25 protein-coding genes and 1 tRNA gene are annotated in these 24143 nt (G+C 68.0%); 18 read left to right on the plus strand and 8 right to left on the minus strand.

Going from position 1 to position 24143, the window contains the following annotated elements; all coding sequences use genetic code 11:
• The first annotated feature begins 141 nt into the window (after positions 1 to 141).
• The 16 genes from L0984_RS04625 (at position 142) to L0984_RS04700 (ending at position 12944) form a co-directional block, all read left to right on the plus strand.
• The gene (locus L0984_RS04625) at positions 142 to 1386 is read left to right on the plus strand and encodes an IscS subfamily cysteine desulfurase (RefSeq protein WP_234192552.1); all 1245 of its coding nucleotides are present in this window, start codon (positions 142 to 144) and stop codon (positions 1384 to 1386) included.
• 54 nt (positions 1387 to 1440) lie between these two features.
• A complete protein-coding gene (iscU, locus tag L0984_RS04630; protein WP_234192553.1) occupies positions 1441 to 1893 on the plus strand; it encodes a Fe-S cluster assembly scaffold IscU in 453 nt (150 codons plus the stop codon).
• A gap of 38 nt (positions 1894 to 1931) precedes the next feature.
• Entirely contained in the window at positions 1932 to 2306 is a 375-nt protein-coding gene (erpA, locus tag L0984_RS04635) for an iron-sulfur cluster insertion protein ErpA (RefSeq protein WP_234192554.1), read from the plus strand.
• Between the two features lie 15 nt (positions 2307 to 2321).
• On the plus strand, positions 2322 to 2645 hold the full coding sequence (iscA, locus tag L0984_RS04640; protein ID WP_234192555.1) for an iron-sulfur cluster assembly protein IscA: 324 nt from the start codon (positions 2322 to 2324) through the stop codon (positions 2643 to 2645).
• 194 nt (positions 2646 to 2839) lie between these two features.
• Entirely contained in the window at positions 2840 to 4714 is a 1875-nt protein-coding gene (hscA, locus tag L0984_RS04645) for a Fe-S protein assembly chaperone HscA (RefSeq protein WP_234192556.1), read from the plus strand.
• A 19-nt stretch (positions 4715 to 4733) separates the two neighbouring features.
• Positions 4734 to 5069, plus strand: a complete 336-nt coding sequence (fdx, locus tag L0984_RS04650) for an ISC system 2Fe-2S type ferredoxin (RefSeq protein ID WP_234192557.1) — start codon at positions 4734 to 4736, stop codon at positions 5067 to 5069.
• Between the two features lie 529 nt (positions 5070 to 5598).
• Entirely contained in the window at positions 5599 to 6753 is a 1155-nt protein-coding gene (gene nifV, locus L0984_RS04655; protein WP_234192558.1) for a homocitrate synthase, read from the plus strand.
• A 23-nt stretch (positions 6754 to 6776) separates the two neighbouring features.
• Positions 6777 to 7556, plus strand: coding sequence for a serine O-acetyltransferase (gene cysE / locus L0984_RS04660; protein WP_234192559.1), 780 nt, complete (start codon positions 6777 to 6779; stop codon positions 7554 to 7556).
• Positions 7557 to 7562: 6 nt separating this feature from the next.
• Entirely contained in the window at positions 7563 to 7901 is a 339-nt protein-coding gene (nifW, locus tag L0984_RS04665; RefSeq protein WP_234192560.1) for a nitrogenase stabilizing/protective protein NifW, read from the plus strand.
• Between the two features lie 15 nt (positions 7902 to 7916).
• Positions 7917 to 8765, plus strand: a complete 849-nt coding sequence (locus L0984_RS04670) for an electron transfer flavoprotein subunit beta/FixA family protein (protein ID WP_234192561.1) — start codon at positions 7917 to 7919, stop codon at positions 8763 to 8765.
• Positions 8762 to 9874, plus strand: coding sequence for an electron transfer flavoprotein subunit alpha/FixB family protein (locus tag L0984_RS04675; protein WP_234192562.1), 1113 nt, complete (start codon positions 8762 to 8764; stop codon positions 9872 to 9874). Before L0984_RS04670 ends, L0984_RS04675 begins: the two co-directional genes overlap by 4 nt.
• A 20-nt stretch (positions 9875 to 9894) precedes the next feature.
• Positions 9895 to 11205, plus strand: a complete 1311-nt coding sequence (locus L0984_RS04680; protein WP_234192563.1) for an FAD-dependent monooxygenase — start codon at positions 9895 to 9897, stop codon at positions 11203 to 11205.
• On the plus strand, positions 11202 to 11501 hold the full coding sequence (locus L0984_RS04685) for a ferredoxin family protein (protein WP_114803492.1): 300 nt from the start codon (positions 11202 to 11204) through the stop codon (positions 11499 to 11501). Before L0984_RS04680 ends, L0984_RS04685 begins: the two co-directional genes overlap by 4 nt.
• A 12-nt stretch (positions 11502 to 11513) precedes the next feature.
• On the plus strand, positions 11514 to 11975 hold the full coding sequence (locus tag L0984_RS04690; protein WP_234192564.1) for a ferritin-like domain-containing protein: 462 nt from the start codon (positions 11514 to 11516) through the stop codon (positions 11973 to 11975).
• 139 nt (positions 11976 to 12114) lie between these two features.
• Complete coding sequence (locus L0984_RS04695) at positions 12115 to 12438, plus strand: (2Fe-2S) ferredoxin domain-containing protein (protein ID WP_234192565.1); 324 nt, start codon at positions 12115 to 12117, stop codon at positions 12436 to 12438.
• The gene (locus tag L0984_RS04700) at positions 12435 to 12944 is read left to right on the plus strand and encodes a hypothetical protein (protein WP_234192566.1); all 510 of its coding nucleotides are present in this window, start codon (positions 12435 to 12437) and stop codon (positions 12942 to 12944) included. Before L0984_RS04695 ends, L0984_RS04700 begins: the two co-directional genes overlap by 4 nt.
• 159 nt (positions 12945 to 13103) lie before the next feature.
• Here L0984_RS04700 and L0984_RS04705 read toward each other — a convergent pair whose 3' ends face one another.
• From L0984_RS04705 to L0984_RS04725, 5 genes are all read right to left on the minus strand, one after another.
• Positions 13104 to 13643 carry a carboxymuconolactone decarboxylase family protein gene (locus tag L0984_RS04705; RefSeq protein ID WP_234192567.1) on the minus strand — a complete coding sequence of 180 codons (540 nt, stop codon included), beginning with the start codon at positions 13641 to 13643 and terminating at the stop codon, positions 13104 to 13106.
• Entirely contained in the window at positions 13640 to 14842 is a 1203-nt protein-coding gene (locus L0984_RS04710; protein ID WP_234192568.1) for an MFS transporter, read from the minus strand. Before L0984_RS04710 ends, L0984_RS04705 begins: the two co-directional genes overlap by 4 nt.
• A 2-nt stretch (positions 14843 to 14844) precedes the next feature.
• Positions 14845 to 15603 carry an SDR family oxidoreductase gene (locus L0984_RS04715; RefSeq protein ID WP_234192569.1) on the minus strand — a complete coding sequence of 253 codons (759 nt, stop codon included), beginning with the start codon at positions 15601 to 15603 and terminating at the stop codon, positions 14845 to 14847.
• Between the two features lie 30 nt (positions 15604 to 15633).
• Complete coding sequence (locus L0984_RS04720; RefSeq protein WP_234192570.1) at positions 15634 to 16449, minus strand: alpha/beta fold hydrolase; 816 nt, start codon at positions 16447 to 16449, stop codon at positions 15634 to 15636.
• Between the two features lie 84 nt (positions 16450 to 16533).
• Positions 16534 to 17481: a GlxA family transcriptional regulator gene (locus tag L0984_RS04725; protein ID WP_234192571.1), complete on the minus strand. Its 948-nt coding sequence runs from the start codon at positions 17479 to 17481 to the stop codon at positions 16534 to 16536.
• Positions 17482 to 17970: 489 nt separating this feature from the next.
• Between L0984_RS04725 and L0984_RS04730 the strand changes: the two genes are divergently transcribed.
• Positions 17971 to 18408, plus strand: a complete 438-nt coding sequence (locus L0984_RS04730) for a tripartite tricarboxylate transporter TctB family protein (RefSeq protein ID WP_234192572.1) — start codon at positions 17971 to 17973, stop codon at positions 18406 to 18408.
• A gap of 9 nt (positions 18409 to 18417) precedes the next feature.
• The gene (locus L0984_RS04735; protein WP_234192573.1) at positions 18418 to 19941 is read left to right on the plus strand and encodes a tripartite tricarboxylate transporter permease; all 1524 of its coding nucleotides are present in this window, start codon (positions 18418 to 18420) and stop codon (positions 19939 to 19941) included.
• A gap of 58 nt (positions 19942 to 19999) precedes the next feature.
• On the opposite strand, the gene L0984_RS04740 is transcribed toward L0984_RS04735, so the two are convergent.
• The 3 genes from L0984_RS04740 to L0984_RS04750 form a co-directional block, all read right to left on the minus strand.
• Positions 20000 to 20073: transfer RNA gene (locus L0984_RS04740), tRNA-Gly, on the minus strand.
• A 472-nt stretch (positions 20074 to 20545) separates the two neighbouring features.
• Positions 20546 to 23227 (minus strand): EAL domain-containing protein, encoded by a 2682-nt coding sequence (locus L0984_RS04745; RefSeq protein WP_234192574.1) that lies wholly within the window; start codon positions 23225 to 23227, stop codon positions 20546 to 20548.
• 508 nt (positions 23228 to 23735) lie between these two features.
• Positions 23736 to 23918, minus strand: a complete 183-nt coding sequence (locus tag L0984_RS04750) for a DUF3606 domain-containing protein (RefSeq protein WP_234192575.1) — start codon at positions 23916 to 23918, stop codon at positions 23736 to 23738.
• Positions 23919 to 24143 lie beyond the last annotated feature (225 nt).

Raw genomic sequence — 24143 nt, forward strand, 5'->3', positions numbered from 1 at the left:
GCCGCCGCGGCGGACCTTGATCCAGCGCACAAATCCAACAAAAGATGCCCGCCAAGCCCATCGGGAGTGGGATCGGCACGCAAACCGGCCGTGGCACCGATGTTGCAGAAGCGTGTGGGTCTAGCCATCCAGGAGCCCGCCATGTCCGACCTTCCCCGCGACACAGCCACCGCCCGCCCCGCGCGTCCCATCTACCTGGACTACGCCGCCACCACGCCGGTGGACCGCCGCGTGGCCACGCGCATGCTGCCCTACCTGAGCGAGATCTACGGCAACCCCGCCAGCCGCTCGCATGCCTACGGCTGGGCCGCCGAGGAGGCGGTAGAGCTGGCCCGCGAGCAGGTGTGCGCCCTGGTCAATGCCGACCCGCGCGAGATCGTCTGGACCTCGGGCGCCACCGAGTCCAACAACCTTGCCATCAAGGGCGTGGCCCGCTTCTACGCCGGCAAGGGCCGCCACCTGGTGACCGTGGCCACCGAGCACAAGGCCGTGCTCGACAGCATGCGCGAGCTGGAGCGCGAGGGTTATGAAGTGACGGTCCTACCGGTCGATGCCGACGGCCTGGTCGACCCGGAACGCTTCGCCGCCGCCCTGCGGCCCGACACGCTGCTGGCCTCGGTCATGGCCGTCAACAACGAGACCGGCGTGGTGCAGGACATCGACACGCTGGGCGCCCTGTGCCGTGCCAAGGGCGTGTTCTTCCACGTCGATGCGGCACAAGCCGCCGGCAAGATCGCCATCGACCTGGCGCAATGGCCGGTGGACCTGATGTCGCTGTCGGCCCACAAGCTCTATGGCCCCAAGGGCATCGGGGCGCTGTACGTGCGCCGCAAGCCGCGCGTGCGGCTCGACGCCCAGATGCACGGCGGCGGCCACGAGCGCGGCATGCGCTCGGGCACCCTGCCCGTGCACCAGATCGTGGGCATGGGCGAGGCCTTCTGGCTAGCCCGCGAGCAGATGGCCGCCGACAACGCCCGCATCCTCGCCCTGCGCGAGCGGCTGTGGAACGGCCTGCGCTCGCTGGAGGCCGTGGCCCTGAATGGCCATGCCGAGCGGCGCGCGCCCGGCTATCTCAACGTGAGCTTCAACTACGTGGAAGGCGAGTCGTTGCTGATGGGCATCAAGGGCGTGGCCGTGTCCTCGGGCTCGGCCTGCACCTCGGCCAGCCTGGAGCCCAGCTACGTGCTGCGCGCCATGGGCCGCAGCGACGAACTGGCGCACAGCTCGGTGCGCTTTTCCATCGGCCGCTTCACCACCGAGGCCGAGATCGACGCCACCGTCGCCCAGGTGCGCGAAGTGGTGCAGCGCCTGCGCGCCATGAGCCCGCTGTGGGACCTGGTGCAGGCCGGCGTCGACCTCGACTCCATCCAGTGGGCCGAGCACTGAGCGGCCGGGCCCCCTGACTCTCCTCTTCCAACCTTCGACACGGAGCAAGGCTTCATGGCATACAGCGACAAGGTCATCGACCACTACGAGAACCCCCGCAACGTCGGCGCCTTCGAGGCCGGCGACGAGAACGTCGGCACCGGCATGGTGGGCGCACCGGCCTGCGGCGACGTGATGCGCCTGCAGATCCGCGTGAACGCCGACGGCGTGATCGAGGACGCCAGGTTCAAGACCTACGGCTGCGGCTCGGCCATCGCGTCGAGCTCGCTGGTGACCGAGTGGGTGCGCGGCCGCACGCTGGACGAGGCGCTGGCCATCAAGAACGCGCAGATCGCCGAAGAGCTGGCCCTGCCGCCCGTCAAGATCCACTGCTCCATCCTGGCCGAGGACGCCATCAAGGCCGCCGTGGCCGACTTCCGCGCCCGCCAGGCGACGCGCCAGGCCGCTGCCGGCGAAGCCCAGGTGCTGGCCGAGCAGCCGGCCTGCGCCAGCGCCGAGCGCCACTGACTTCCCTTCTCTTTTCGCCCCTTTCCAAGGAGAACCCGATGGACGCCATCGCCCTCAACCCCGCGGTCGATCCGATCGCCATGCCTGCCCTGCTCGAGTTCACGTCCCGCGCTGCCGCCAAGGTGGCCTCGCTGATCGAAGAGGAAGGCAACCCCGCCCTCAAGCTGCGCCTGTATGTCACGGGCGGCGGCTGCTCGGGCTTCCAGTACGGCTTCGCCTTCGACGACCAGGTCGCCGAAGACGACACCACCGTGGTCACCGAGGGCGTGGCGCTGCTGGTGGATGCGATGAGCCAGCAGTACCTGCTGGGCGCGCAGGTGGACTACGAGGAAGGCCTGGAAGGCTCGCGCTTCGTGATCCACAACCCCAATGCGCAGACCACCTGCGGCTGCGGCTCGTCCTTCTCCGTCTGAGCGGGAGCGCTGGCGATGACCGTCTCCCTGACTCCCGCCGCCGCGCGGCACGTGGCCCGCTCGCTGGTCAAGCGCGGCGGTGGCGTCGGCCTGCGCCTGGCCGTCAAGACCAGCGGCTGCTCGGGCTATGCCTACGCGCTCGAATTCGTCGACCGGCTCAACGAGGACGACCAGTGCTTCGAGAGCGAGGGCGTGAACGTGGTCGTCGACGCGCGCAGCCTGGCCATGCTGGACGGCACCGAGCTGGACTTCGTGCGCGAGGGGCTGAACGAGGGGTTCAAGTTCAACAACCCCAATGCCAAGGCGAACTGCGGGTGCGGCGAAAGCTTCGCTGTATAGAGGACGCCCCCCCATGCCGCTTCGCGGCTCCCCCCCTCTCTCGCGCCTTCGGCTTGGAGGGGGGACGCACCCAGCGGCCTGGCGAAGCCAGTTCCGCGGGTGCGCCCGCATGGCCTGCTCCGCGGCCTTTCGATCTGTGGCCATGAGGCCGTTTCGTGCGCCGTCAGCGGCGCTCAGCATCCGAAGACATTGACATGGCCCTCCTCCAGATTTCCGAACCCGGCCAGAGCGCCGCGCCGCACCAGCATCGGCTGGCGGCGGGCATCGACCTGGGGACCACCCATTCGCTGATCGCCACGGTGCAGAGCGCGCAGGCGCGCTGCCTGCCAGACGACGAGGGGCGGCTGCTGCTGCCGTCCGTGGTCCGCTACCTGCCCGGCGGCGGTCTCGAGCTGGGCCATGAGGCCCGGGAGCAGCAGGCCGAGGATCCGCGCAACACCATCGTCTCGGTCAAGCGCTTCATGGGCCGGCGGCTGGCGGACCTGCCCGCGGCTGGCACCCTGCCCTACGACTTCGTCGACGGCCCCGGCATGGTGGGTCTGGCCACCGTGGCGGGCGAGCGCTCGCCGGTACAGGTGTCGGCCGACATCCTCACGGCCCTGCGCGAGCGGGCCGAGTTCACGCTGGGGGGTCCGCTGGCGGGCGTGGTGATCACGGTGCCCGCCTACTTCGACGACGCCCAGCGCCAGGCCACCAAGGACGCCGCGACGCTGGCCGGTCTGAACGTGCTGCGTCTGCTCAACGAGCCCACCGCCGCCGCCATCGCCTACGGGCTGGACCAGGGCAGCGAAGGCACCTTCGCCATCTACGACCTGGGGGGCGGCACCTTCGACATCTCGGTGTTGCACCTGTCGCGCGGCGTGTTCGAGGTGCTGGCCACCGGCGGCGACTCGGCCCTGGGCGGCGACGACTTCGACCATGCCATCGCCGAGTGGTTCTGCGGCGAGCACGGGCTCGGCGGCCTCTCGGCCCTGCCCCCCGCCGCACAGCGCGCGCTGCTGGCCGAGGCGCGCCGCGCCAAGGAGGCGCTGAGCAGCGCGCCCGAGGCGGCGCTGGCCCTGGCCATGCCCGATGGCCGCCGCTGCGAGGCCCGGCTCACGCATTCGCAATTGGCCGAACTGGGCCAGCCGCTCATCGCCCGCACCCTGTCCGCCTGCCGGCGCGCGCTGCGCGACGCCAAGCTCGGCGCGCAAGACCTGAGCGGCGTGGTGCTGGTGGGCGGCTCCACCCGCATGCCGCTGGTGCGCGAGGCCGTGCGCCAGCACTTCGGCCCTGAGCCGCTGTGCGACATCGACCCCGACCAGGTGGTGGCGCTGGGCGCCGCCCTGCAGGCCGACGCCCTGGCCGGCAACGGCCGCGGCGACGAATGGCTGCTGCTGGACGTGTGCCCGCTGTCGCTGGGCCTGGAGACCATGGGCGGGCTGGTGGAGAAGGTCATTCCCCGCAACACCACGCTGCCGGCCGCGCGCGCGCAGGAGTTCACCACCTTCAAGGACGGCCAGACCGCGATGGCGGTGCATGTGGTGCAGGGCGAGCGCGAATCGGTGGCGGACTGCCGCTCACTCGCGCGCTTCACGCTGCACGGCATTCCGCCGGCCGCGGCGGGTGCGGCCCGCATCCGCGTGACCTTCCAGATCGACGCCGACGGCCTGCTGTCGGTGAGCGCGCGCGAGCTGACCACCGGCGTCGAGGCCCATGTGGAGGTCAGGCCCACCTACGGCCTGGCCGATGCGCAGATCGCCGGCATGCTGCAGGCTGCCATCGGCGCCTCGCAGGCCGACATGCAGCTGCGCATGCTGCGCGAGGCGCAGGTGGATGCGCGCCGGCTGCTCGACGCCACCGAATCCGCCCTGGCGCAGGACGCCGCGCTGCTGTCGCCGACCGAACTGGCAGCGATCCGCCAGGCCATGTTCGCCGTGGCCGATGCGCTGGAGACGCAGGCGGCCGTGGCCGACGTCAAGGCCGCCTCGACCGCCCTGTCGGCGGCGACCGAGTCCTTCGCGGCCCAGCGCATGAACGCCTCCATCCAGCGCGCGCTGGCGGGCCGGGCGCTGGACACGCTGGCCTGAACCCCGAAAGCCGTCCGCCATGCCCCAGGTCCGCGTCCTTCCCCACCCCGACCTGTGCCCCGAGGGCCAGGTGCTCGAACTGCGCCGCGGCGCCTCGCTGTGCGAGGGCCTGCTGGCCGCCGGCATCGCCATCGAGCATGCCTGCGAGATGGTGGCCGCCTGCGCCACCTGCCACGTCTACGTGCGCGAAGGCGCCGCCTCGCTGGCACCGCCGGACGACGAAGAGAACGACCAGCTCGACAACGCCTGGGGCCTGGAAGCCCAGTCGCGCCTGGCCTGCTGCGTGAAGCTCAAGGACGCGGACGTGACCGTCGAGCTGCCCAGGCACACGCGCAACCACGCGCGCGAAAAATAGAGAAGGCACCCCCCATGCCGCTTCGCGGCTCCCCCCTCTCTGGCGCCTTCGGCTTGGAGGGGGGCGCACCCAGAGGCCTGGCAAAGCCAGTTCCTCGGGTGCACTGGCATGGCCTGCTCCGCGGCCATTCGATCCTGGCGCCGCACGGGCTTCATGCGATGCGGGTGGCGCGCGGCGCTGAAGTGAACAGGCACCCCCCATGCCGCTTCGCGGCTCCCCCCTCTCTGGCGCCTTCGGCTTGGAGGGGGGCGCACCCAGAGGCCTGGCAAAGCCAGTTCCTCGGGTGCTCTTGCATGGCCTGCTCCGCGGCCATTTGAACTTTTCGAGTGCGGCGGCTTCATGCGATGCGGATGGCGCGCGGCGCCATGGAAAACCGGCAAGGCGTGAACGGACCCGCGTCCTGTCCGAAACAGCACATTCGCTACAGGCACGGAGTCCTCCTCGTCGCAGCCATCGCGACAAAACCGCACTCTGCAGCCTCTCTCCGCGTGGCACGCCCTTTGCGATGACACCCGCAAGGACACACGACATGGCACATCCCCCCGTGATCAACGACACCACCCTGCGCGACGGCGAACAGACGGCCGGCGTCGCCTTCACGGTGCAGGAGAAGTGCGCCATCGCGCACGCGCTGGCCAGGGCCGGCGTGCCGGAGATGGAGATCGGCATCCCCATCATGGGTGAGGAGGAAGTCGCCTGCATCAACGCCATCGCGGCGCAGGCCCGGCCCGCCACGCTGATGGTGTGGGGCCGCCTCACCGAGGCCGACCTGGCCGCCGCGCTGCGCTGCGATGCCGACATCGTGCACCTGTCGATCTCGGTGTCGGACATCCAGCTGCAGCACAAGCTGGGCCGCTCGCGCGACTGGGTGCTGCAGGAGATCGGCCGCATCATCGGCGCCGCCGCCCGCACCGGCCGCAGCATCTCCTTCGGCGCCGAGGACGCCTCGCGCGCCGACCCCGCCTTCCTGGCCGCCGCCGCCTGCCAGGCCCGCGACCACGGCGCGCGCCGCGTGCGCTTTGCCGACACGCTGGGCGTGCTCGATCCCTTCTCCACGCACGCCGCCATCGCCGCGCTGCGCGCCGCCGTGGGCGATGCGATGGAGATCGAGATCCATGCCCACAACGACCTGGGCCTGGCCACCGCCAACACGCTGGCCGCGCTGCGCGCCGGCGCCACCCACGCCAGCACCACCGTCAACGGCCTGGGCGAGCGGGCCGGCAACGCGGCGCTGGAAGAGGTGGTGATGGCCGCCCGCCACCTGCAGCAGGGCGACACCGGCGTGGATACGCGCCAGCTGGTCGGCATCTCGCAGCTGGTGGAGCAGGCCTCAGGCCGGCGCGTGGCCTTCAACAAGAGCATCGTGGGCGAGGCCGTGTTCACGCACGAGTCCGGCATCCATGTGGACGGCCTGCTCAAGAACGCGGCCACCTACGAAGCCTTCGACCCCGCCGAGGTGGGCCGCGAGCGCCGCACGGTGCTGGGCAAGCATTCGGGCTCGCAGGCCGTGCGCCACGCCTACCGCGCGCTGGGCGTGGCCCTGGACGACGACGGCCTCACGCGCCGGCTGCTGGCGCGCATCCGCCACCATGCGGTGCAGGCCAAGCGCGCGCCGACGTCGGACGAGCTGCAGGCCTTCCTGAGCGCGGCACAGTCGCCCGCAGCTGCCGCCCTGGCCGCATGACGCAAGACAGCCCGGAGCCCGCCATGCCACCCCGCGCCGACGCCCTGCCCGCCGCCGCTGTGCCGGCCGACCCTCCGTCCACGGAAGCGCCGGCCTCGTGGTTCGCGCTGCTGCGCGGCGACGTGCGCTGCGTGCTGCAGCGCGACCCGGCCGCCCGCAGCCTGCTGGAGGTGTGGACCATCTATCCCGGCGTGCAGGCCATCGCCCTGCACCGCATCGCGCATGCGCTGTGGCGCCGCGGCTGGCGCTACCTGCCGCGCTGGATCTCCTTTGCGGCGCGCGGGTTCACGCAGGTGGACATCCACCCCGGCGCGCGCATCGGCCAGCGCTTCTTCATCGACCACGGCTGCGGCGTGGTGATCGGCGAGACGGCCGAGATCGGCGACGACGTCACGCTCTTCCACGGCGTCACGCTGGGCGGCACCAGCGGCTCGCCGGGCAAGCGGCACCCCACCGTGGGCAATGGCGTGGTGGTGGGTGCGGGCGCCAAGGTGCTCGGGCCCATCGTCATCGGCGAGCGGGCGCGCATCGCGGCCAACTCGGTGGTGATCGAGCCGGTGCCCGCGGATGCCACGGTGGTGGGCATCCCGGGCCGTGTGGTGGCGCGCGGACGCCGGCCGCGCCACGGCTTCGACCTGGACCACCACCTCATTCCCGACCCGGTGGGCAAGGCCATCGCCTGCCTGCTCGACCGCGTGGCCCAGCTCGAACGCGAGCGCGGCCACGGTACCGACGACGCCGCCTGCAACGACTGCGACGCCGTGTGTGCCGTCCCCCCATCCCAACCCACCTGCGAGGCATAAGCAGCCATGGAAAACTTCCTCCAGCAACTCAAGGCCCTCTCGTCGGCCGAGGACTTCCTGCAGTTCTTCGGCGTGCCCTTCGACCAGAAGGTGGTCAACGTGAGCCGGCTGCACATCCTCAAGCGCTTCTTCCAGTACATCCGGCAGCAGCAGTCGCTGGACCCGTCCGACGAGCTGCAGATGTTCACCGTCTACCGGGCACTGCTGCAGCGCGCGTATGGCGACTTCGTCAGCTCCACGCCGGCGCAGGAGAAGGTGTTCAAGGTCTTCCAGGACGTGGACGGCAAGCAGCACGTCACGCTGGAAAGCCTCAAGCGCACGCTGCCCATGCGGGCCGCGGCCTGAGGCAGGAGCACCGCCATGCACATCGTCGTCTGCATCAAGCAGGTGCCGGACTCGGCGCAGATCCGCGTCCACCCGGTCACCAACACCATCATGCGCCAGGGGGTGCCGGCCATCGTCAACCCCTACGACCTGTTCTCGCTCGAAGAGGCGCTGCGGCTCAAGGACCAGTTCGGCGGCAAGGTCACCGTGCTGTGCATGGGCCCGCCGCAGGCCGAGGAGGCGCTGCGCAAGTGCATCAGCTACGGGGCCGACGACGCGGTGCTGGTCACCGACCGCGCCTTCGCCGGCGCGGACACGCTGGCCACCTCGTACGCGCTGGCGGCCGGCATCCGGCAGATCGGCCGCGAGCAGGCGGTGGACATCGTCTTCACCGGCAAGCAGACCATCGACGGCGACACGGCCCAGGTGGGCCCCGGCATCGCCAAGCGGCTGGGCCTGCAGCTGCTGACTTATGTCTCACGCATCGTCGAAACCGACCTGGACGGCCGCACCATCACCGTCGAGCGCCGGGCCGAGGGCGGCGTGCAGCAGCTGCGCACCGCGCTGCCTTGCCTGATCACCATGCTGGAGAACACCAACGAGCTGCGCTTCGCCTCGCTGCCGGCCATGATCCACGCCGCCGGCTACCCGGTGCGCAAGTGGAACAAAGAGCAGGCCGGCATCGAGGACCTCGACAAGATCGGCCTCAAGGGCTCGCCCACCGTGGTCAGCAAGGTCTTCGGCCCCACGCCGCGCAGCGAGAAGGCCGAGATGCTGGCGCTGGAGGAGTCCAGCCTGCGCGACGTCTCGCTGAACCTGCTGCAGAAGATCTTCACCCGGCATCCCACACTGGAAGCCGACCTCGCGATGAAGGAGGACGCATGAACGCCGCCGCCACCCCCGCCACGCCTCCCGCCAAGCGCCCCGCCGGCCGCGGACGCAACCTGGAGCTGCCCGAACACCTGAAGGCCTACAAGGGCGTCTGGGTGTTCATCGAACACGACCGCGGCCATGTGCACAGCGTCTCGTGGGAACTGCTGGGCGAGGCCCGCAAGCTCGCCGACAAGCTGGGCAGCAGCGTGGGCGTCGCCATCCTGGGCGGCCCCGACGAGAAGCTGGAGGCCTTCGCCGCCGAGGCCTTCGGCTATGGCGCCGACAAGGCCTACATCGTCCACGACCCGGTGCTGCTGGGCTACCGCAACGAGCCCTTCACCAAGGGCCTGACGGACCTGGTCAACAAGTACCAGCCCGAGATCCTGCTGCTGGGCGCCACGTCCATGGGCCGCGACCTCGCGGGCTCGGTGGCCACCACGCTGCTGACCGGCCTGACGGCGGACTGCACCGAGCTGAACATCGACCCCACCTCCCGCGCCCTGGCGGCCACGCGGCCCACCTTCGGCGGCTCGCTGCTGTGCACGATCATGACCCTGGCCTACCGGCCGCAGATGGCCACCGTGCGCCCGCGCGTCATGGCCATGCCGCGCGCCGAGGAAGGCCGCACGGGCGAGGTGGTGCAGGAGACGCTGGGCATGGTGGAGAGCAGCATCGTCACCAAGCTGCTCGCCTTTCTGCCCGATGCGACCAGCAACCAGATCAACCTGCCCTATGCCGACGTGATCGTCAGCGGCGGCAAGGGCCTGAAGAACCCCGAGAACTTCAAGCTCGTGTTCGAGCTGGCCCGCGTGCTGGGCGGCGAGGTGGGCGCCACCCGCCCCTGCGTGCAGGCCGGCTGGGTGGAGGCCGACCGCCAGGTGGGCCAGACCGGCAAGACGGTGCGGCCCAAGCTCTACATCGCGGCCGGCATTTCCGGCGCCATCCAGCATCGGGTGGGCATGGAGAGCTCGGACGTGATCGTCGCCATCAACACCGACCCCAACGCGCCCATCTTCGACTTTGCGCACTACGGCATCGTGGGCAACGCGCTGCAGGTGCTGCCCGCGCTCACGGCGGCCTTCGCCGAGCACCTGGGCAAGCGCCGGCGCCTGGTCGCCTGACACCCCAAGGAGCACGCCCCATGAGAAAGCCATCCCAGTTCGACGCCATCGTCGTCGGCGCCGGTCCGTCCGGCAATGCGGCCGCCTACACGCTGGCCAAGGCCGGCCTGAAGGTGCTGCAGATCGAGCGCGGGGAATATCCCGGCAGCAAGAACGTGCAGGGCGCCATCCTGTACGCCAACGCGCTGGAACAGATCATTCCCGACTTCCGCGAAGACGCCCCCCTGGAGCGCCACATCATCGAGCAGCGCCTGTGGGTGCTCGATGACACCAGCTTCGTCGGCACGCATGTGCGCAGCAGCGACTACGACAAGCCGCCCTACAACCGCTACACCATCATCCGCGCGCAGTTCGACAAGTGGTTCAGCGGCAAGGTGCGCGAGGCCGGTGCGCTGCTGATCTGCGAGACCACCGTCCAGCAGCTCATCATGGACGGCGACCAGGTGGTGGGCGTGCAGTGCGACCGCGAGGCCGGCGACGTGTATGCCGACGTGGTGATCCTGGCCGACGGCGTCAACTCCACGCTGGCGCGCAAGGCGGGCTTCCATGGCGAGATCCAGGCCGGCAACGTGGCCCTGGCGGTCAAGGAGATCCTCTTCATGCCCGAAGAGACCATCCGCCAGCGCTTCAACATCGGCGAGGAATCGGGCGTGGTCATCGAGATGGTGGGCCGCATCACCGACGGCATGATGGGCACCGGCTTCCTCTACACCAACAAGGAGTCGCTGACCATCGGCGTGGGCTGCATGCTGGGCGACTTCAAGTCCAACCCCGCCCGCACCAGTCCCTACGTGCTGCTGGAGCAGATGAAGCGGCACCCCGCCATCGCGCCGCTGATCGAGGGCGGCGAGATGAAGGAGTACTGCGCGCACCTGATCCCCGAAGGCGGCTTCCACGCCATTCCGCAGGTCTACGGCAACGGCTGGATGATCGTGGGCGACTCGGGCGGCTTCGTCAACGCGGCGCACCGCGAGGGCTCCAACCTGGCCATGACCACCGGCCGCCTCGCCGCCGAGACCGTGATCGCGGCCAAGGCCGCGGGCCAGGGCTACCGGGCCGATCGCCTCAAGGCCTACAAGACCGCGCTGGACGACTCCTTCGTGATGAAGGACCTGCACAAGTACCGCGACATGCCCGGCGTGCTGCACAAGAACCCGCAGTTCTTCACCACCTACCCCGACCTCGTCGCGCAGGCGGCCCGCACCATGATCACCGTGGACGGCGTCGACAAGAAGACCAAGGAGCGCGAGATCTTCGCCAGCTTCCGCAAGACCCGCCGCTGGAGCGGCCTGATGGGCGACGCCTACAAACTCTGGAGAGCCTTCCGATGAACGCCATTGCCGTCAACGTGGAAGAGAAGCTCTTCCAGAACCGCTACCGCGTGGACGCCGGCCGTCCGCACATCCGCATCAAGGACAGCGAGGTCTGCACCAACGAATGCCGCTCGCAGAGCTGCACCTTCGTGTGCCCGGCCTCCTGCTACAAGGCCGAGGGCAACGGCCGGGTGACGCTGATCACCGACGGCTGCCTCGAATGCGGTAGCTGCCGGATCATCTGCAGCGAGCACGCCAATGTGGAGTGGGAGTACCCGCGGGGCGGCCACGGCATCCTCTTCAAATTTGGATGAAATGGCCCACGCATGATTGACGACATCCGTGTATTCCTGGTCCATGCCATCACGCTGGAGCGCGACGCCGCGCGCCGCTACGAGGACCTGGCCCAGGTGATGCGCACCGCCGGCAACGACGAGGTGCGCAAGCTCTTCGAACGCATGGCGCACTTCTCGCGCCTGCACCTGAATGAGGCCATGGAGCGCGGCGGCTTCCGCGAGCTGCCGGTGCTGGCACCGGCCGACTTCCAGTGGCCCGGCGGCGACAGCCCCGAGGCGGCCAGCTGGCATGGCATCGACGGCCTGATCGACGTACCCGCTGCGCTGGAGATCGCGCTCGACGGCGAACGCGCGGGCACCGCCTTCTACGAGGGCGTGGCCGATACCGCGCGCGACCCCGAGGTCGTGCGCATGGCCCGCGAGTTCGCCAGCGAAGAGGCCGGCCACGTCTGCGAGCTGCAGCGCTGGATGGCGCACATCGCCGCCGCCTGACCAGCGCGGCCAGCGCCTGCCGGCGGGTGGGCGCGCCGCGGCTGCGCAACACCGCTGCCTCGTCCTGGCCAGCGCTACCACGCGCAGCGCTGGGACCGCGGCAGCCTTTCCTTCCATCTCACGATCCCAGGAGGCCCACATGGCCCGTCCCGAACGACATGTCTTCGTCTGCACTCAGAACCGCCCGCCGCAGCACCCGCGCGGCTCCTGCGCCGCCAAGGGCTCGACCGCGGTGCTGCAGGCCTTCTGGGCCGAGCTGCAGAAGCGCCAGGCGTACGAGAAGGTGGCCATCACCTATTCCGGCTGCATCGGCCCCTGCGACCAGGGCGTGAACGTGCTGGTCTACCCCGAGGCCGTGCTCTACAGCGGCGTGACGCCCGAGGACGTGCAGGAGATCTTCGACAGCCACCTCGAAAAGGGCGAGCCGGTCGACCGGCTGCGGGCGGCCGAGGCGGTCTGGTGAACCTCTTCACCGGCGAGGAGGCCGACGTCTTCTTCGGCGGCGAGGTGCCGCCGGCCGTGCGGCACCTGGTGGATGAGGCGCGCAGCAAGCCGCGCGAGGAAGCGGCCGTGGCACTGTGGACCGCCGTGCTGGCCTCGCCACAGGCGCTGCCGGTGTACTACCTGCTCTACAAGCTGCATGCCAGCCAGGGCGAACTGGCGCAGGCGCTGCGCGCCGCAGAGCGCGGGCTGAACGCCGCGGCCGAGGTCGCCGGCCTGCCTTCCGACTGGCGACAGGTGCGGCCCGGCATGGCGGACTTCCTGCAGCCCGGCGCCGCCCGCTTCTGGCTGTTCACGCTCAAGGCCCAGGCCTTCATCCTTTTGCGGCGCGGCGAGCCGGCGCAGGCCGCCGAACGGCTGGACCAGCTGCGCCTGCTGGACCCTGCCGACCACATGGGCGCCAGCGTGGTCGCCCAGTTGCTCGCCCAGCACGATGTCGGTGTGCGGCCGACGACGTCGGGCTGCTGACAAGAGCGACCCGGGAGCGGGGTCAGCTGCTGCCGGGCGACGAGGGATCCACAGCAGGCACTCCCGGACCAGGAGGGGACGGCCGGCCGCTGCGCGGCAGGCTTTCCGGGCCGAGCGACCAAAGCGCCAGCCCCTGCGAGAAGGTGGCGCGCGGGCGGCTCACTTCAGCTCTGGGAAGTCGACCACCGTGTCGTTGACGCGGTTGAAGACGTTGGTGAAGGTGATGACCGCCACGGCCAGCGCGACGTCCACCACGGCGGCGTCGGCAAAGCCGGCGGCGCGGAAGGCCTCGAACGCCTCGGTCGGCAGCGTGCCCGGCTGCTCGTGCAGCGCGCGGACGAAACGCACCAGCGCATCGCGGCGAGCGTCGCCGGTGGGCGCGAGCGCGTGGATCGCACGCACCGTGTCCATCGGCAGCCCCGCCGCCTTGCCTGCCAGGCTGTGTGCCGCCACGCAATAGTCGCAGCCGGCCAGCGCGCTGACCACGAGCTTGACCGTCTCGCGGTCCTGCGCCGACAGGGTGCCGCGGGCAAGCACGGCGTCGGCCGAGAGCATCGCCTGCAGGGCCGGCGTGTTGAGCGCGCCGATGGCCGCATAGGCATTGGGCACGCGGCCCACCGCCTTGCGGATGCCGGCGAACAGGTCGGCGGTGTCGCCGGTGGCCGCGGTGGCGGCGGGGGTGTCGATACGGGCAGTCATGGGGAGCATTCCTTTCCAGGAGGGTTGACGAATCGGGATCGACGCCGAAGCGCCGCATTCAAGCCCAAGGCCACGACCTCGGCCATCGCCGCCACGGCGCCGATGCCCCAGACCGCGCCGGTGCCCAGCACGGCGGCACCGATGGCGCTGCCGGCCGAGAAGCCGAAGTACATGGTCGAGGTGTTGAGGGCCAGCGCCACCGGCGCCTGGGCGGGCGCGCCGGCACCGATGAGCCGCGACATCTGGGCCGGGAAGAAGGACCAGACGGTGAAGCCCCACAGGCTGACCGCAGCCAGCACCGGCAGCACGGCCAGCCGCTGCGGCAGCAGCGTGGCCACGGCCAGCGCCGCAAAGGCCAGCGCCAGCAGCGCGAGCGAGCCCCGCACCACCCGGTCCGCGCCGAAGCGGTCGTTGAGGATGCCGCCGGTCATCACGCCCGCCGCCGCCGACAGGCCCCACAGCGACACCGTGGCCGTGATCGCCACCGGCCCGAAGCCGAGCACGGCGGCCAGGTATTCGGCGACGTACGGGTAGGCCGCGAAGGCGCCGATGGCCCAGGCCAGGCTGACGCCAAGCAGGCGCAGCACCGGCCCCTGGCGCACCACGGCCACCCGCTCGCGCAGGCTGGCGACCGCCAGGCCCTGCCCGGCCTGCCTGCCGATGCCGAGCCCGATGCCCACGATGGCAACGGCGCTCATGCCGCCCACCAGCAGGAAGGTCGCGCGCCAACCGAAGGCATGGCCGATGAGCCCGCCCAGCGGCAGGCCCAGCGCGATGGCCAGCGTCTGCCCGGCGCTGACGATGGCCAGCGCCCGCCCCCGCATGTCGGGCGGCACGATCACGCCGGCCAGGCCGTTGGCCGCCGGCACGTAGAGCCCGGCCGCCACCGCCATCAACACCCGCGCGACGAGCAGCAGCGCGAAGGACGAAGACAGCGCCGCCAGCACATTGCCCCCGGCGAACAGCGACATGGCCAGCAGCAGCACCGGCTTGCGCCGCAGGCGCCCGGTGGCCACGGTGCTCACCGGCGAGGACAAGGCCAGCACCAGCGTGAACACCACCACCAGCAGCGCCACGCGCGTGATCGGCAGGCCGAAGTCCTGCGCCATGACCGGCAGCAAGGGCGCGATCATGAAGCCCTCGGTGCCGATGGCGAAGGTGCCGAGGGCCAGGAAGCCCGCGGGAAACAGGGGGCGCATGGTTACACCGGAATGGGGTTGGCCGCGATCTCGGCATTGAAGCCGTCCACCAGCGCATGCTCGCCCGAACCGGGGTTGTCGCGCAGCGGGCGGATCGCCTCGACGAAGACCTCCGGCGCGTCGGTCGCCAGGCCCTTCATCGTCTCGGCGATGAAGGCGTCCAGCGGCATGGCGCGCGGGTCGCCGCTCTTCTTGATGAGGTCGGTGTCCACCCAGGGCGGCGCGATCTCCTGCACGGTGACGGTGCTGCCCTTGAGCATGAAGCGCTGCGACAGCGCATAGGAATGCAGCGCCGCCTTGGAGGCCGAATAGACCGCGTTGGTGGCGATGGGCACATAGGCCAGCACCGAGGTGTTGTGGATGATGGTGGCGCGCGGCTGGGCCTTGAGGTGCTCGATCAGCGCCGAGGTCAGGCGGATGGGCCCGAGCAGGTTGGTGTCGAGGATGCGCCGCGAGACGGCATCGTCGATGCGGCCCGAGGGATCGTCGAAGGGCATGATGCCCGCGTTGTTGATCAGCACATTGAGCGCCGGGTAGTCGCGGATCAGCTGCGCGGCCACGCGGTCGATGTCGGCCGGGTTCTCGATGTCGAGGGCCACGCCCTCGATGCCGGGGTTGGCCCGCGCCACCTCGTCGAGCAGCGCCTGGCGGCGGCCCGCGATGATCACCTTGTTGCCCAGGCGATGGAACTGCTCGGCCAGCGCGCGGCCGATGCCGGAGGTGCCGCCGGTGATGAAGAGGGTGTTGCCGGTCATCTGCATGATGAAGTCCTTTCGATGAATGAGGCGGGATCAGGCGAGGAAGAGGTCGACTTGGACCGCGAAGTCCTCGATCTCCTGGAACAGGAAGGCGTGGCCCGCGTCGGGATAGAGCACCAGCCTGGCGTCGGGCGCCTGCTGCGACAGCACGTACGAGCGGTAGGCCGGCAACATCACGTCGTGGGCGCCGTTGGCCACGAGCATCGGCAGGCGCAGCTCCCGGGCACGATGCAGCACACCGGGCCAGGACGCGATGGCCTTGACCTGCGCCATGAAGGCCTCGGCCGTGACGGCCGGGCCGATGTCCGCCTGCGCGGCAATGCGCGCCAGCGACGCCTTGCCCGCGGCCACGGCCGTCTCGGTCTCGGGATAGAAGAGGAAGAGGAAGTCCGGCGCGTCGTTGACGCCCCGCGTCATCACCTGCGGCACGCGGGGATGCGGCTGCGGCCCGTCGGTGATGCCGCCGGGGCTGGAGCCCGCCACCACCAGCCGCCTCACCAGATGGGGCGCGTCGAGCGCCAGTTGCTGCGCCACCACCCCGCCCAGGGACCAGCCCAGCACATCGCCCTGCGACAGCCCCAGCCCCACGATCACCTCGGCCGCGACCGCGGCCATGCCGGCGATGCTGTCGGGCACGCGCCCCTCGGAGCGGCCGATGCCGGCGCTGTCGAAGCGGATCACCCGGCGCTCGGCCGCGATGGCCTGGATGAAGGCCGGATCCCAGTCGTCCAGCGTGCCGCGGAAGCGCTGCAGCAGCACCAGCGGAATGCCGCCCTGCGGGCCGTCTTCACGGATGGCGAGGCGGCCGTGGCGGGTCTGCAGCCAGTGATTGCGCGATTCGGAGTTCATGTCGTTCGTCCTTGTGCGATGAAGGCCTGAAGATTAGGCCTCGCTCTCACGGCATTAATGACATAGAAGCGGCAATTCAGGACATCACGCGGATTCGTCCTCCATCAGGCGCAGGCTGCGCTTCAGGCCGGCGGGCGGTTGTCCGTAGTGGCGCAGGAAGGCGCGGCGCATGCGGTCGCGGTCGGCAAAGCCGGTGTCGCGCGCCACCACGTCCAGCGGGTGGCGACCCTCTTCGAGCATCACCCGCGCCGCCTCCAGCCGCAGCATCTCGACCGCCTTGGCCGGCGACTGGCCCGTCTCCTCGCGGAAAAGCCGGCTGAACTGGCGCGGCGACAGGCTGGCCGCATCGGCCAGTTCCTCGACCGAGAGCGGATTGCGCAGGTGCTCGCGCGCATGGGTCAGGGCGCGCCGGACGCGGTCGGAGCGCGGCTCCAGTTCGAGCATGGCCGAGAACTGCGACTGGCCGCCCGGCCGGCGGTGGTAGACCACCAGCTTGCGCGCCACCGAGCGCGACACCGCGGCGCCGTGGTCGTCCTCGATCAGCGCCAGCGTGAGGTCGATGGCCGAGGACATCCCGGCCGAGGTCCAGACCGGTCCATCGCGGATGAAGATGCGGTCCTCGTCCACCCGCACCTTGGGAAAGCGCCGTTGCAGATCGCGGGCATGCGCCCAGTGCGTGGTGGCCGCCCGGCCGTCCAGCAGGCCGGCCTGCGCCAGGACGAAGGCGCCGGTGCACACACCGGCCACGCGCCGCGCCTCCTGGCCGGCGCGCGCCACGAACTCGCGCACCCCGGGCGAGACGTCGGAAGGCACCAGCTCGCCCGCCGCCATCAGCGTGTCGGGCATGACGCCGAAGGGCACCGTCTCGATGCCCGCGTTCATCGACGAGCGCACGGTGCCGCCGTGCTCGGACAGGACCGTGAGCCGATAGCCCGCCGCGCCCAGCTCGGCATTCGCCAGTTCGAAGGCAGACAACGCCGCCAGGCCCATGAGCTGGAAACCGTCTTCGAGGATCAGACCGACCTGTCGCACTGCGCATCTCCTGAAATGCCGGAAAGTTACTTTCCAGCCACCGGGTTGAGCTTACAGGAATGCGGGCACTTGGGTGCCGTGTACGGCGAAGCCGACGCTGTTCAGGCGCCCGCCGGCCGCGCCCGCGCGCCGCGGGCCACGTCGGCGGGTGGAGGATGTCCAGCGCTGAGCCGAATTTTCAATTGTTCCCCTTCGATGGGGTCGAGCGATTTTTTTATGGAGCAACTCGCCGCGGCAAGAACGTGCTTTTTCAATAGGACCGGCGCAGTACGCCTGTGGAATTCGCAATACATTCCGGCATTCCCTGGTCTCGTATTCTTCATTCATTGATTCAGCTCGCTCCAGTGAGTTGGGTGGTCTTCAAAACCCGCCAACATTACCGAATCGCAATGCTCTGTTCACGCGAGGGCGTGAGTTTCGCCCGTACCATTTCCGACCACCCCGCGGGGCCGACATTGTGCGGTTGCAATGGCGGAGACAAGGAAATCCATGAAACACAGAGACACGCACGACCTGATCGGCGGTATTGCATTGACGGTCGTCGGCGTATTTTTTGGCCTGTACGCCAGCCGCTACACCATGGGCACGGCCGCGCGCATGGGCCCGGGTTATTTCCCGATCGTGCTGGGCTGGCTGCTGGCCGTGCTCGGCCTGCTGGTGGCGCTGCCGGCCTGGTGGCGGCAGGGCAACCCCATCAAGGTGCAATGGCGGAACCTGGCCACTGCCACCGCCTGCCTGGTCCTGTTCGCTGCACTCCTGCAGTCCGCAGGCGTGCTGGTCGCCGCGTTTGCGGCCTCGATGGTGGCATTGATGCCGGCGCGCACCTCGGTGCGCCAGAAGCTGGTGATCTCCGCCGCGGTGTCTGCACTGACCGTGGCGATCTTCGTGTTCGGTCTGCAGATGAACGTTCGCACGTTCCCCTGGTGAAGCAGCGTCATGGATCTCGCAAACAATCTTCTTCTTGGGCTCCAGGTCGCCATGGAGCCGATGACGCTGGCGTATTGCTTTTTCGGCGTATTGCTGGGCACCGTCGTCGGCGTGCTGCCGGGCATCGGCGCACTGGCGGCCATTTCGCTCCTGCTGCCCATCACCTACCACATTCAACCCACCGCCGCCATCATCATGCTGGCGGGCGTCTATTACGGCGCGCAATATGGGGGTTCGACGGCGGCCATTCTGCTCAATCTTCCCGGCACGCCCTCTTCGGCGGTGACCTGCCTGGACGGTTATCCCATGGCGCAGAAAGGGCGCGCCGGCCTGGCCTTGTTCATCACGACCATCGCCTCGCTGGTGGGCGCCATGACCGGGCTGGTATTGCTGGTGCTCTTTTCGCCGGCCATTGCCGAAATCGGATTGAAATTCGGCCCCGCCGAATTCTTTTCCATGATGGTGCTCGGGCTGGTGGCGGCGTCTTCGATGAGCATGGGCTCGGCCGCCAAGGGCCTCGCGATGGTGGTGCTGGGCCTCTTGCTGGGCATGGTGGGCACGGACGTGAATTCCGGCGTCTCGCGCTTCGACTTCGGCATCATCGAACTGACCGACGGCATCAATCTGGTCGCGCTGGCCATGGGACTGTTCGGGGTGGCCGAGGTGGTGCGATGCATCAACTCCCCCGACATGGAACGCCAGCCCGAGCCCGTCACGATGCGGTCCATGGTTCCCTCGCGCGCCGAGTTCCGTGAAAGCGTCGCGCCCATGCTGCGTGGCTCGGCACTCGGAGGCGCCCTGGGTGCGCTTCCCGGGGTCGGCCCTTCGATCGCGGCCTTCATGTCCTATGCCATCGAAAAGCGGGTGGCACGCGACGCTCGCAAGTTCGGCAAGGGCGCCATCGCCGGCATCAGCGCCCCCGAGTCGGCCAACAACGCCGCGGCGCAGACGGCGTTCGTCCCCTCGCTCTCACTGGGCATCCCGGGCGACGCCGTCATGGCGGTGATGCTGGGCGCCCTGATCATTCACGGAATCCAGCCGGGGCCCATGCTGATCAGCGAGCAGCCCGCGCTCTTCTGGGGCCTGGTCGTGAGCTTCGCGATCGGCAACATCATGCTGGTGATCCTCAACCTGCCCACCATCGGCATCTGGGTCGCGCTGCTGCGAATTCCCTTCGCGTGGATGTATCCGGCGATCCTCGTGTTCGTGGCGCTGGGCGTCTACAGCGTCAACAGCAACGAATTCGACATCTACATGGTGGCCGTTCTGGGGGTGATGGGCTACGCGCTGATGGTTCTGAAATTCGAGCCCGCTCCCCTCCTGCTGGGCTACATCCTGGGCCCGATGCTCGAAGAAAACCTGCGGCGCACGATGCTGCTGTCCCGCGGCGATCCCATGGTGTTCATCGACCGGCCCATCAGCGCCAGCCTGCTGGCGGTGACCGCGCTCATGCTCGTCTGGACCATCTGGAGCACCGTCCGCAAGTCCATCGCGGAAAAGCGCAAGCTGGACCTCGCAGAAGCCGCGGCGTGATGGAAGCGGCGGCTTCGCTGCCGCGTCGTGGTGGCGAGAGGGAGAAGACCTGAAGGAGTGGAGCGGGTGAAGGGAATCGAACCCTCGTATGAAGCTTGGGAAGCTGCCGTTCTGCCATTGAACTACACCCGCGCGGTAAACCCTTGATTTACATGGACTTTTACCGAGGCGAACGGCACCAGTGTGTCAGTTGGTGCAGTTCAGCCGGGCGATGATAGCACTCTGCAGAGGCAGAACTTCCCGCTCGGGGCGTGTCAGTTCATAGGATGAAGAGTCACTTGCGGTCGACCGCTGGAGCGCAGGCGGAACGACGGCGTCTATTACTTCGGGCAGTGCTGGAGATCAAGAAAAAGCAGATTTCCAAGAGAATCAGGCTTGGGACGGCAGATCCCAGGATCGCAAGTTCATTTCGCTTTTGATGAAGGCGAGGAGTGAATTGATGGATGCCAGGAACATCGAAAATTCAGTTTCTGGTGATTCCGAAGGCTGGCGGATTTCTGTCCAGACGACAGACAGCCAGGACGCCCGCAATCTCCACGACTTCTTTAAAACTATTCGACGTTCATCAGCGAAGAGTGTGACGCTGGAGCTTACAGCCACCCACCTAGTGCAAAGGCTGCTCTGAACGTACCTTCTGCACAATGGCCTGTGCCTCGTGCACGGCGTCAATCTCGCTGCCAAGTAGTTCCACGGGCACCGGCTTGCCGAATAAGAAGCCCTGGTAGGTCCGGCAGCCGTAGCTCATCAAGAGCTGCTTCTGCTCAACAGTTTCCACCCCCTCCGCGACCACGCTGAGCGACAGATGGTCTGCCAGCGCAAGGATGGTGCGAATAATGGCCGCATCGTTCGGATCTGTGAGGATGTCGTCGACGAAGGATCGGTCGATCTTGAGCTGGTCAAGGGGCAGCGTCTTCAGGTAGCTCAAAGACGAGTAGCCGGTGCCGAAGTCGTCCAGAGAAAAAAGCACGCCGAGCGAGCGCAAGGTCTGCATCTTCACGGTCGTCTCGCGCAGGTTCACTTGCATCATGCTCTCGGTGATTTCGAAGCGCAGCTTGTTTGCAGGTGCGCCTGTGACCTCCAGCGTTTGCAGCACGTTGCTGACGAAGCCATCGTCGTAGAACTGCTTGGCACTCACGTTGACCGCAATCGTCCAGTGTCTGCGCGCGGGATCCTGCTCCCACGCCTTGAGCTGTGTGCACGCCGTATGCAAGACCCATTGCCCAATCGGCAAAATGAGATTGCTCTGCTCGGCGAGCGGGATGAACTGGCCTGGCGAAACGAGACCCAGGCGTTCGGACTTCCAACGGATGAGGGCCTCGACACTCACGATTTTCATGGCGGTGTCTACGACAGGCTGGTAATACAGCGTGAACTCGGACTTGGTGATCGCGTTGCGAAGTTCGCGCAACAGTTCGGTGCGAGCATTGATCTCCTCCTGCAATTGCGGATCGAAAAACGCCAGGCGGTTGCGCCCTTCCTCCTTGGCCTTGTAAAGCGCCATGTCGGCGCGTTTGACCAGCTCGTCGGGCGCCGGAGATCCTTCTCCAAAGAGAATGACGCCGATGCTGGGACTCGTGCTGATGACCTGCGTTCCAAAATGAAAAGGCTCGCACAGCGCCTCGCGAATCTGGCTACCAATGTCCAACGCCTGGGACGTTGCTTCCGGGAAATTGGGATCCAGATGTTCGAGGATGACCAGAAACTCATCGCCGCCGAGGCGTGCCACCGTGTCGCCCTTGCGAACGCATTCAGTCAGCCGAATCGCGACCTGCCTGAGCAGCAGGTCGCCGACCGCATGCCCCAGGCTGTCGTTGACGTCCTTGAAGTTGTCCATGTCGAGAACCAGGAGAGCGCCGTGTTGGCGCTCGCCCTGCGCGGTATGCAGCGCATGCGTCAGCCTGTCTCCCATCAACCGGCGGTTCGGCAGCCCGGTGAGGGCGTCGTGCAGCGCCATTCGCTGGGCTTCGGCCTCCGCCTCCTTGCGCATGGTGATGTCTGCGCGGATGGCGATGTATTGCTCGGGATTTCCAGTTGGCCCCAGCAAAGGCACGATGGTGGTGTGGACCCAGTACAGCGAGCCATCCTTGGCCCGGTTGCACACTTCGCCATTCCAGACCTCTCCACGGGATATGGTTTTCCACATGTCCCCGAAGAACCCCTTGGGGTGGTAGCCCGAATTGATGATCCGATGCGTCTTGCCGACCAGCTCTTCCCGCGCGTACTTGGAGATCGAGCAGAACTTGTCGTTCACACGCGTGATGAAGCCTTTGGCATCGGTGATAGCGACGATGGCATGCGCGTCCAGCGCGGCCTTGAGTTCCAGGATCTCCTGAGCAGTCTCTGCGGCCTGAATCAAGGCGGTTTCCCGGTCTGTCACATCGCTGACGATGGCGAGTACCCCATTGAGCATCCCGTCGCTCTCGCGTGCCGGTGCCAGCACCACGTGCCGATGATGAACCGGCTCGCCAGGCGCTGTCTCAATTGCAAAGTCGAACGCAACCTTTTTGCCGGCCATCGCTTGGTGCAGGTGAGGCCTCAGCACTGGCAGTCGATCTGGCGCAAGCATTTCGTCGACTGGCAGCCCACCGATGGACTTGTGCTCCAGGCCCATCATGAGCTTGAAGTTGCGGTTGGAGTACCGGAGCTTGAGGTTCCCATCCAGGCGGCACATGCCGGCAGGAAGACTTTCGAGGATGTTCTGAAGTTCGTTTTCACGCTCACGAAGCCGTGCTTCGGAAAGCAGCAAGCGGCGGATCGGCGACTGGAAGCCAGTGATGAATACCGCGCGGTGCAGGCACGCATACGAGCTCAGGCGAAGAAAGTCCACCGTGAGATCGGCCGTCTTCCCGGAGGCCAAGGTAAAGCCGAACGAGAGCGTGCTAAGACCAGCCAGGAAGCAGGACAGGGCCAGCCAAAGATCAGCGACTTCGCTATCTTGTTTGAACCGGTGATACAGCGCGAAGCACGCGATGCAGAAGCCCGCAGTGACCAGCAGTGCAAAGCCGTCGTCCATCGCCGGCGGCACCCCGCTGATGTTTACCCGCGCAGCCGTCCATGCAAGGAGCGCAACGCACGCCACTGCCAGTTGCAACCAGGCCGAACGAGGGCCCAGGAGCTGAACGCGAAAGATCAGCAAGCCGATGGCAACCAGCTGAACCACCGCGCCGATGAGCCAGAGCCATGATGTCGTTGCCGAGTCGGTAATCTTTTCTGGGCTATGGACGATGTCGTGTCTGAGCGCATGCACGAGGCCGACTCCGGCGACAAGCGTGAAGCACAGAATCAACGCGCGCCTCGACCGAGGTTCTGTTGCTCAGCCCGGACCAAGCAATCGAGATCACGTGCGCGGCCGTGGCCACTCCTGCGAATTCCAGAAGCAGGTGCAAAACGTCCACCCAAGCGCCAAGCAACGGCCAAGGCCAGGGAAATTGGAGCAGGACCGCCGTGCAGGCAATCGCTGCTACGGCAAGGAGCGTCACATGGTGCCGCGCGCGTCCTAGATCAACCGGGGCCTCCAATTTGGATCGAACTTCGCTCTTCACCGTTTCCTCCAGCTGCGAGGGATGCTTTTCACGAATCGAGCGGCAAGTGGGCGCTGCGGATCCGGATGAGCGCGAGGCGCAAAGCGCATGACGGCTGCGGCGCGTACGCCCGCAGCGGTCTTGCGCTGCCGTGACAAATGTCAAGCTTACGCCTTCGCAGCGGCCTCCGGTGTACCGCTTTCGGCCGGAAGATGGCGTGGTCACGGCCACGACACAAATGCCCGGGTGCCCGCGCTACGGGCATTGGCCGCCTTACCGTTCGCGGCTGAGGTACTGCTCGACGTTCTTGGACTCGGGGCCCACGGCCTTCACAGCTTCACGGAGCTGATCAGGCGTAACGCCAAACTTCTTCGCCCAGTCATGCACCTCGTAGTCTTCGTGAAGGTTGATGCGGGTGCGGTCCTGCCCATGGGCTTGCATGCGGTCATCTGCCATCTGTGTATCTCCTTTGTCTTTGCAGCGCAGCATTCGGGGCGGCGCAGCGCAAGGGCTCAAGTTGGAGATTCACGCGCGGGAATTCCTACAAACTGGGGCCAAGACCTGGATGCCGAGCTTGTGCTTCTGCAGGACGACTTCTGGAAGGGGCGTCTGGCCCTACCTCAACCACCAGTGCGGCATCGTTGGGTATGCCTGAGATCCGCGAATGACCGGCGATCAGGG

The sequence above is a fragment of the Pseudacidovorax sp. NFM-22 genome (genome assembly GCF_021401245.1).
Lineage (GTDB): Bacteria > Pseudomonadota > Gammaproteobacteria > Burkholderiales > Burkholderiaceae_C > Xenophilus.